This is a genomic window from Candidatus Methylomirabilota bacterium (assembly GCA_036001065.1).
Taxonomy (GTDB): domain Bacteria; phylum Methylomirabilota; class Methylomirabilia; order Rokubacteriales; family CSP1-6; genus MNEF01.
Genome location: DASYUQ010000080.1, coordinates 1 through 7824 on the forward strand (window position 1 = coordinate 1; position 7824 = coordinate 7824).

8 protein-coding genes are annotated in these 7824 nt (G+C 67.8%); 6 read left to right on the top strand and 2 right to left on the bottom strand.

Annotated features, from left to right (window positions below; translation table 11 throughout):
* Window positions 1-30 precede the first annotated feature (30 nt).
* The 4 genes from VGV13_07085 to VGV13_07100 are packed head-to-tail and all read left to right on the top strand — an operon-like array spanning window position 31 to window position 4628.
* Window positions 31-2490 (top strand): sodium-translocating pyrophosphatase, encoded by a 2460-nt coding sequence (locus VGV13_07085; GenBank protein ID HEV8640843.1) that lies wholly within the window; start codon window positions 31-33, stop codon window positions 2488-2490.
* A gap of 7 nt (window positions 2491-2497) precedes the next feature.
* Window positions 2498-3130 (top strand): VTT domain-containing protein, encoded by a 633-nt coding sequence (locus tag VGV13_07090; GenBank protein HEV8640844.1) that lies wholly within the window; start codon window positions 2498-2500, stop codon window positions 3128-3130.
* Window positions 3131-3147: 17 nt separating this feature from the next.
* A complete protein-coding gene (locus VGV13_07095) occupies window positions 3148-3987 on the top strand; it encodes a lysophospholipid acyltransferase family protein (protein ID HEV8640845.1) in 840 nt (279 codons plus the stop codon).
* Window positions 3984-4628, top strand: a complete 645-nt coding sequence (locus VGV13_07100; GenBank protein HEV8640846.1) for a hypothetical protein — start codon at window positions 3984-3986, stop codon at window positions 4626-4628. The genes VGV13_07095 and VGV13_07100 overlap by 4 nt, the downstream gene beginning before the upstream one ends.
* Window positions 4629-4652: 24 nt before the next feature.
* Here VGV13_07100 and VGV13_07105 read toward each other — a convergent pair whose 3' ends face one another.
* Window positions 4653-5054, bottom strand: a complete 402-nt coding sequence (locus tag VGV13_07105) for a DUF5666 domain-containing protein (GenBank protein ID HEV8640847.1) — start codon at window positions 5052-5054, stop codon at window positions 4653-4655.
* 481 nt (window positions 5055-5535) lie between these two features.
* Between VGV13_07105 and VGV13_07110 the strand changes: the two genes are divergently transcribed.
* Both VGV13_07110 and VGV13_07115 read left to right on the top strand, forming a co-directional pair.
* Window positions 5536-6558, top strand: a complete 1023-nt coding sequence (locus VGV13_07110) for a transglycosylase SLT domain-containing protein (GenBank protein HEV8640848.1) — start codon at window positions 5536-5538, stop codon at window positions 6556-6558.
* Complete coding sequence (locus VGV13_07115) at window positions 6555-6800, top strand: MoaD/ThiS family protein (protein HEV8640849.1); 246 nt, start codon at window positions 6555-6557, stop codon at window positions 6798-6800. The genes VGV13_07110 and VGV13_07115 overlap by 4 nt, the downstream gene beginning before the upstream one ends.
* Here the strand turns inward: VGV13_07115 and VGV13_07120 are convergent.
* Window positions 6797-7642 carry a YihY/virulence factor BrkB family protein gene (locus VGV13_07120; protein HEV8640850.1) on the bottom strand — a complete coding sequence of 282 codons (846 nt, stop codon included), beginning with the start codon at window positions 7640-7642 and terminating at the stop codon, window positions 6797-6799. The two genes, VGV13_07115 and VGV13_07120, sit on opposite strands and share 4 nt — an antisense overlap.
* Window positions 7643-7824 lie beyond the last annotated feature (182 nt).

Consider the following 7824-nt stretch of genomic DNA (forward strand, 5'->3'; position numbering starts at 1 on the left):
TTCCTCGCCGCGCTGCTGCTGCCGCTGGGGATGCCGGTACTCGCCGAGGCCCAGCCGCCCGCCCCGGCGCCCACCGTGCCAGCGCCCGCGGCCGAGCGGCCAGGCGGGGAAGCGAACCTCATCCTGCCGGATCTGAGCGCCGCGACCTTCCAGGGGATCAACGGCCGCACGCTGCTGATGGGCGGCCTGCTCGTGTGCGTCTTCGGCCTCGCGTTCGGCATGGTGATCTTCTACCGGCTGAAAAACCTGCCGGTGCATCGCTCGATGCTCGAGGTCTCGGAACTCATCTACGAGACGTGCAAGACCTACCTGATCACGCAGGGGAAGTTCCTCCTGATCCTCGAGGCCTTCATCGCCGTCATCATCGTTTTGTACTTCGGCGTCCTCCTGCGCTTCGAGGCGGTGAAGGTCGTGATCATCCTGCTCTTCAGCCTCATCGGCATCGGCGGCAGCTACGGCGTCGCTTGGTTCGGGATGCGCATCAACACCTTCGCCAACTCGCGCACCGCCTTCGCGAGCCTGAAGGGCGAGCCGTTCCCCGTCTACGCGATCCCTCTCAAGGCCGGGATGAGCGTGGGGATGCTGCTCATCAGCGTGGAGCTGTTTCTGATGCTCTGCATCCTTCTCTTCATCCCCGGGGACTACGCCGGTCCGTGCTTCATCGGCTTTGCCATCGGCGAGTCTCTCGGCGCCGCTGCCCTCCGCATCGCCGGCGGCATCTTCACCAAGATCGCCGACATCGGCTCCGATCTCATGAAGATCGTCTTCAACATCAAGGAGGACGACGCGCGCAATCCGGGCGTCATCGCCGACTGCACCGGCGACAACGCCGGCGACTCGGTGGGGCCCACCGCCGACGGCTTCGAAACCTACGGCGTGACGGGGGTGGCCCTCATCTCGTTCATCCTGCTCGCAGTCAGAGAGCCGGCCGTCCAGGTCCAGCTGCTGGTCTGGATCTTCATGATGCGCGTGCTGATGATCGTAGCCAGCGGCGCCTCCTACCTGATCAACGAGGCCATCACCCGGCACCGGTACGCCGGGGCCAGCCGGATGAACTTCGAAGCGCCCCTGACCTCGCTCGTGTGGCTGACCTCCGCGGTGTCGGTCGTGCTCACCTATCTCGCCTCGTACGTGATGATCCGCGAGTTGGGCGACGGCACGCTCTGGTGGAAGCTGTCGACCGTCATCACCTGCGGCACCCTGGCCGGCGCCATCATCCCCGAGCTGGTCAAGATCTTCACCTCGACCGAGTCGTCTCACGTCCGCGAGGTCGTGACCTCGGCGCGGGAGGGCGGCGCGTCGCTCGACATCCTCTCGGGGCTGGTGGCGGGGAACTTCAGCGCCTACTGGCTCGGCATCGTGGTCGTGCTGCTGATGGGCACCGCCTATGGGGTCAGCACCACGGGCCTCGGCGCCCTCATGGTCGCCCCGGCCGTCTTCGCCTTCGGGCTGGTGGCCTTCGGCTTCCTGGGCATGGGACCGGTGACGATCGCGGTGGACTCCTACGGTCCCGTGACCGACAACGCCCAGTCGATCTTCGAGCTGTCGCTCATCGAGCAGATCCCCAACGTGAAGGAGCAAATCCGCCGGGAGCACGGCTTTGAGGTGAACTTCGAACGGGCCAAGCACATGCTCGAGGAGAACGACGGCGCCGGCAACACCTTCAAGGCCACCGCTAAGCCCGTCCTCATCGGCACCGCGGTCGTCGGCGCCACCACGATGATCTTCTCCATCATCGTGCTGCTGACCCACGGTCTCACCCAGAACCTGGACAAGCTCTCACTGCTCCATCCGCCCTTCCTGCTGGGCCTCATCACCGGCGGCGCGGTCATCTACTGGTTCACGGGCGCCTCCATGCAGGCCGTCACCACGGGGGCCTACCGGGCCGTGGAGTTCATCAAGGCCAACATCCGCCTGGAGGGAGTGACCAAAGCCTCAGTGACCGACAGCAAGAAGGTCGTGGCGATTTGCACCCAGTACGCCCAGAAGGGCATGTTCAACATCTTCCTGACCGTGTTCTTCTCCACGCTGGCCTTCGCCTTCTTGGAGCCGTACTTCTTCATCGGGTACCTGATCTCGATCGCGCTCTTCGGCCTCTTCCAGGCCGTCTTCATGGCCAACGCCGGCGGGGCCTGGGACAACGCCAAGAAGGTCGTCGAGGTCGAGCTGAAGGAGAAGGGCACCGCGCTGCACGCGGCGACCGTGGTGGGCGACACGGTCGGCGACCCCTTCAAGGACACGTCCTCGGTCGCGATGAATCCGATCATCAAGTTCACGACCCTGTTCGGCCTCCTGGCGGTAGAGCTGGCGGTCACGCTGACGGCGGAGCGAGGGGCCACGCTCAGCCATCTGCTGGCGCTGGCGTTCTTCGGGCTGTCGCTGATCTTCGTCTGGCGGTCCTTCTACAGCATGCGCATCCGGGGCGGGGCGCCCGCGACTGTGACGACGGGCCCCGGCCGCCGCGTGAGCGAGGTGGCGCGGGGAAAGTAGGCGCCGGGTGGAGTTCCTCCTCGACCTGGCCAGCGGCCGCTATGCGCTCGATGACCTGATCCGCTGGGGCGGATACCTCGTCCTCGTCGCCATCGTCTTCACGGAAACCGGGCTGCTGGTCGGCTTCTTCCTTCCCGGCGACTCGCTGCTCATCACGGCGGGGCTGGTGGCCGCAGCCGGCGGGCTGAACATCTGGTGGCTCAACGCGCTGCTGGCGGCGGCGGCCATCGTCGGCGACAGCGTGGGCTATGCCATCGGCGCGCGCATCGGGCCCCGGCTCTTCACCCGCGAGAAGTCCCTGCTCTTCAATCCCCGCCACCTCGAGCGCACGCGCCAGTTCTACGCTCGCCACGGCGCCAAGACCATCGTCATCGCGCGCTTCGTCCCCATCATCCGGACGTTCGCGCCGGTGGTGGCCGGCGTAGGGCAGATGCGGTATCGACGGTTCCTCTTTTACAATGTCGTCGGCGGTGTGGGATGGGTGGTCAGTATGACGTGGGCCGGCTACCTGCTGGGCCAGACGATCCCGAACATCGACCGCCACATCCATGTCGTGGTGGCGGTGGTCGTCGGGCTCTCGCTGATCCCCATCGTTGTCGAGGTCGTGCGCGAGCGGAGAAAGCGGTCGGCGGCCTCCTGACCCTCCTCGCCGCGATCCTGGGGCGCCTGCCCGCCCCCGTGACCGCCTGGCTGGGCCGGCGGATCGGCGACATCGGCTACCTCATCCTCCGTCGGCGGCGTCACGTCGCGCTCGACAATCTGCGCCACGCCTTCCCCGAGCTGTCGCCCGCCGCGCGCCGTCGCCTCGGTCGACGCTCCTACCGGCACCTCGGGCAACTTTTCGTGGAGCTATGCGCGCTGCTCACGCGCCCCGTCGACCGGTTCCTCGAGCGTGTCACGGTCGAGGGGCGTGAGCACCTGGACAGGGTCATGATGGGGCACGGGCGTGCGCTGGTCCTCACGGCGCACCTCGGGAATTGGGAGGTACTCACGGCGGCCCACCTCCTCACGGCCTATCGGCTCGCGGTGGTAGTCCGGCCACTGGATTCGCTGTGGCTCAACCCTCTGGCGGAACGCCTTCGACGGAGGGCGGGGGTGGAGCTGATCGACAAGCGTCGGGCGCTCCGGCCGGTGCTCAGCGCGCTGGCCCAGGGCCGGCTCGTCGGCATCCTGCTCGATCAGAACGCCTCGCGCCGCGAGGGCGTCTTCGTTCCCTTCTTCGGACGGCTGGCCAGCACCTCCCGCTCGATGGCCGTGCTGGCGCTGCGGACCGGCGTCCCGGTGATCCCGATCTTCGCCCGGCGCGAGACCGCCGGCCGGCATCGCGTGATCATTCATCCCCCGCTCGAGCCGGCCACGACGAATGAGAGGGAGGAAGCGATCGTCGAACTGACGGCGCGCTGCACGGCGGTGATCGAGGCGGCGATCCGCGAGGTGCCGGAGCAGTGGCTCTGGATGCACAGCCGCTGGCGCACGCGTCCCGAGGAGGCCCCATGATGGCGCGCGCGCTCCTGGCCGCTTTGACCGTGGCGGCGACCGCCTCCGCCGCGGCGCTCGACATCCGGACGGAGGACTATCGTGATAACGCCACCCAGGGCGCGGTCGGCGCGGTGACCGGCCGCGCCCTGGCGGAGGGCCTCCGGCCCGCGGCACCTGAACGGCCGGTGACTGACGTCGGGATCACGCTCGTGCCGCGCTCGCAAGCCGTCCTGACCAGACTGGGGGAGATCCGCAATCGAGCCCGGCGTGACCTGAACGCCTTCCGCACTTCGGCGGGGGCCATCGTGGAGGCCCGGCGCGCGTACGAGCGGGCTCTCTCGGAAGTGGGTGCGGCCGACCTCGTGCGCTTCACCGTGGTCGATGCCGAGGGGAGGTTCGATGTGCAGAGGATTCCGGCCGGGGGCTGGCTCCTGATTGCCCAGCGGGCGGTCTATACGCGGAAAGAGTCGTCGCAGCTCTCGAAGAGAGAGCGCCGGCTCTTTGAGCGCCAGCCGAAGCTGACCGGCTATTACGCCGTCACCATCTGGCTGCGGGAGCTCACGGTCTCTCCGGGAAGCCTGGAGGTGGTAGAGCTGACCGATCGGAATGCCTGGATGACGGCCGTCCAGGAGGAGCGAGTGCTGGACGCCAGCCCGTGAGCTGGCGTCCAGCGCAGAGACGCTCTACTTCTTGGCCGTCCCGCCGGCCTTCACGGTGATGACCTGGGCGACGGTCTTGCCCTCGTGCTCCATGTAACGGACGTGCACGGGATCACCGGCCTTCAGGTCGGCCGCGCTGACGTCCTTGCCGCCCTTCTTGATCTTGGTCTTCGAGTCGACCGCGAACGTCCACTCGGCGTCCTTGCCCTTGTCCTTGCCCGCCACGACGACACTGTCGGCCGACGCCGACTTCACCGCGCCGTTGGCGTTCTTGGCGGTCATCTTCTTGTCGCCGGCTTTCTTCTCGCCGGCCTTGTCCATCTTCTTTTCTTCAGGCTTCGGCAAGGTTTGGGTCTGCGCCGAAGCCAAGCTGGCCAGGCCGGCCGTGAACGTGACAACCACAAGCAGGGTGATCAGTTTCTTCACGGGTATCAATCCTCCACCGCGTTGTTGGTTATGTGGGACACTCCCCGCCCCGGACAGCCCATTGACCGGCAACCTCCTTCCTAAGTGGCTGCGAAATTAGGAGGAATTAACCTTCACTCTAGTGAGGCGGTTTCGGCCTGTCAAGCCCGTTGACCCCCCCACTCGGGCGTGGTACAAAACTAGCAAGCTTGCCTCGCATATGACAATCCAAGCCTGTTTGCGCAGGGCAGCAGGCAGTTCCCTTCTGGTCATGGCGTCGGGCGCCTTCGCGCTCAGCGCCGCTGACCCGCCTTCTCTCCCGGTTCCCACTCTCGAGCGGGCCGTACCCCCCTCAGGCGACGATCTGGAGCGACTCGATCCCACCCTCGACCTAACCGTGGAACCCTCGTCCGACGATCAGAGTTCCGGGGATCCCGGGCTCGAGGTCGAGAGGGATCCGTGGGCGGAGGCGTTCGGCGAAGCCGCGGCCTCCTCTGCGGCCGTGACCGCGCGGGTCCCGGACGGGTCAGCGTATCCGGTCGTCGTCAACGACCAGGTCCAGCATTACATCGACCGCTACACCGGGAACCGCCGCGAGGTGGTCGGGCTCTGGCTCAACCGGTCGGGGCGCTACCTGGGGATGATTCGCGATGTGTTCCGCGCTCACGGCCTGCCGGAAGACCTCGCGTTCGTGGCGATGATCGAAAGCGGGTTCAATCCGCGCGCCGTGTCCCGCGCGGGCGCCAAAGGGCTCTGGCAATTTATGGCGGCGACCGCTCGCCGTTACGGGCTCAGGGTCGATCACTGGGTCGACGAGCGCCTCGATCCCGAGAAGTCGACGACGGCAGCAGCCGCCTACCTGCGCGACCTCCACCATCAGTTCGGCTCGTGGGCCCTCGCCAAGGCGGCCTACAACGCCGGCGAGGTCAAGATCACGCGCGCGATCCGGGCGGTCGGCACCACGGATTTCTGGACGCTGGCGCGTAGTCGGTTCCTGCGCCGGGAAACCAAGGAGTTCGTCCCGGCGATCCACGCCGCGACCCTCATCGGCCGCGACCCGGTGCGGTATGGTTTCGATCTCAGCGAGCCGGAGCAGGCGGAGATCGAGACGATCGCTGTGCCGCCTGCGACTCACCTCAGGGTCCTGTCCGCCGCCGCCGGGATGCCGTTCGAGACCCTCCGGGCGTTCAATCCAGTTCTCATCAAGGGCATCACGCCTCCGGGCAGGCCCTATGAGCTGCGGATCCCGGCGGACTTCAGCGAGCGCATCCTGGCCGCGCTCGCCGCCAAGAAGCGCGCGGGCGCTCCCGCCAAGGGCGGCAGCGCGGGGCGCGGGGGCGAGATGCACGTGGTGCAGCCGGGCGAGACGGTCGCCACGATCGCCCAGCAGCACGGCGTGACGGTCGCCGAGGTGGTGCGCTGGAACAACCTCGAGAGCCCGGATCGGATCCACCCCGGCGAGCGACTGCGCGTCGCGCCGGTCCGCCTGCTCGCCGAGCCTGCCGGACCGTCCGGCAGTCGGTGAAGATCGAAGTCCGGCTCTTCGCCACCCTCGCGGCGTTCCTCCCCCCCGCCAGCAAGGCCACCGGCAGCGCAGTCCTCGACATCCCGGACGGCGGCACCGTGGCCGACGTCGTCTCGAGACTCCGCATCCCCCCGGTGCTGCCGTGCATCGCGCTCGTCAACGGCGAGGATGCCGGCCCCGAGCGTCGCCTCGCCGCGCACGACGTCGTGACGCTGTTTCCGCCTCTCGCCGGTGGTCGCTAGACCCGGCGCCCGCGCGCGCGTTGGACCTCGGCATCGATCTCGGCGCCGACGAGCAGGGCGACGCCACTGAGGTAGAGCCAGAGCATGAGGAGGATCACCCCGCCGATCGAGCCGTAGGTGGCGTTGTAGTCGCCCACGTAGCGCACGTAGACGCGCAAGCCGACGGACATCGCCAGCCAGGCGACCAGCGCGAAGACGGAGCCCGGCGTCACCCAGCTCCAGCGGTGGCGCTCCGTCGGTGCCAGATAGTAGACGAGGGTGATGCCGGTGAGCGCGAAGACAATGGCGGCCGGCCAGCGCAGCACGTTCCACACGAGGGTGAAGAGCGGGCCGAGCCCCACCCAGCCGGCCACTGCTTCGCCAATGCGCTCGCCGAAAACCAGCAGCAGGAGCGCGGTAAGCGTCAGCACGGAGAGGGCCACCGTCAGCGCCACGGCGACCAGGCGCTGCCGCCACCACGGCCGGCTGTCGGTGATCCCAGAGGCCACGTTCAGGGCGATGATGATCGACGCCGTGCCGTTCGACGCCGCCCACAGCGCAGCGAGGACGCCGAGCGAGAGGAGGCCCCCGCTGGCTCCGCTCACGACCTCGTCGAGCGTCCGGTGCACGAGCGAGGCCGCATCGCCCGGGAGCACACCCGCCACATAGCCCATCAGCGTCTTCATCAAGTCCGTGCCGGGTAGGAGGCCGAGCAGCGTGGCGAGGAACAGCAGGGTCGGGAAGAGCGCGAAGAGGAAGTAGTAGGAGAGGCTGGCCGCGCGATCCAGGATCTCGTCCTCCTGGATCTCCTGCCAGACGCGCCGGCTCAGTTCCCAGACGGTGAGGCCGCCGAGCACGCGCATGCGCTCATCGTATCCCGGGCCTGCCGTCCGCGTCCGGTCCACCTGTCGCTGGTCAATGAAAATGTCATCCCTTACTGCAACGTGAAAATGTCATCCCCCCGGGGGTATCGGCGTCCGCCGGTTCTTGGCCGCGATCGCCCACGTCGCCGCGCGTCGCCACGGATGCGAAGGCGCGGGGCGCC

What these genes read in the sequence shown, in the direction of transcription:
- VGV13_07085 (HEV8640843.1), top strand. Translation starts at nt 31, where the DNA reads ATGCCGGTACTCGCCGAGGCCCAGCCGCCCGCCCCGGCGCCCACCGTG.
- VGV13_07100 (HEV8640846.1), top strand. Translation starts at nt 3,984, where the DNA reads ATGATGGCGCGCGCGCTCCTGGCCGCTTTGACCGTGGCGGCGACCGCC.
- VGV13_07120 (HEV8640850.1), bottom strand. Translation starts at nt 7,642, where the DNA reads ATGCGCGTGCTCGGCGGCCTCACCGTCTGGGAACTGAGCCGGCGCGTC.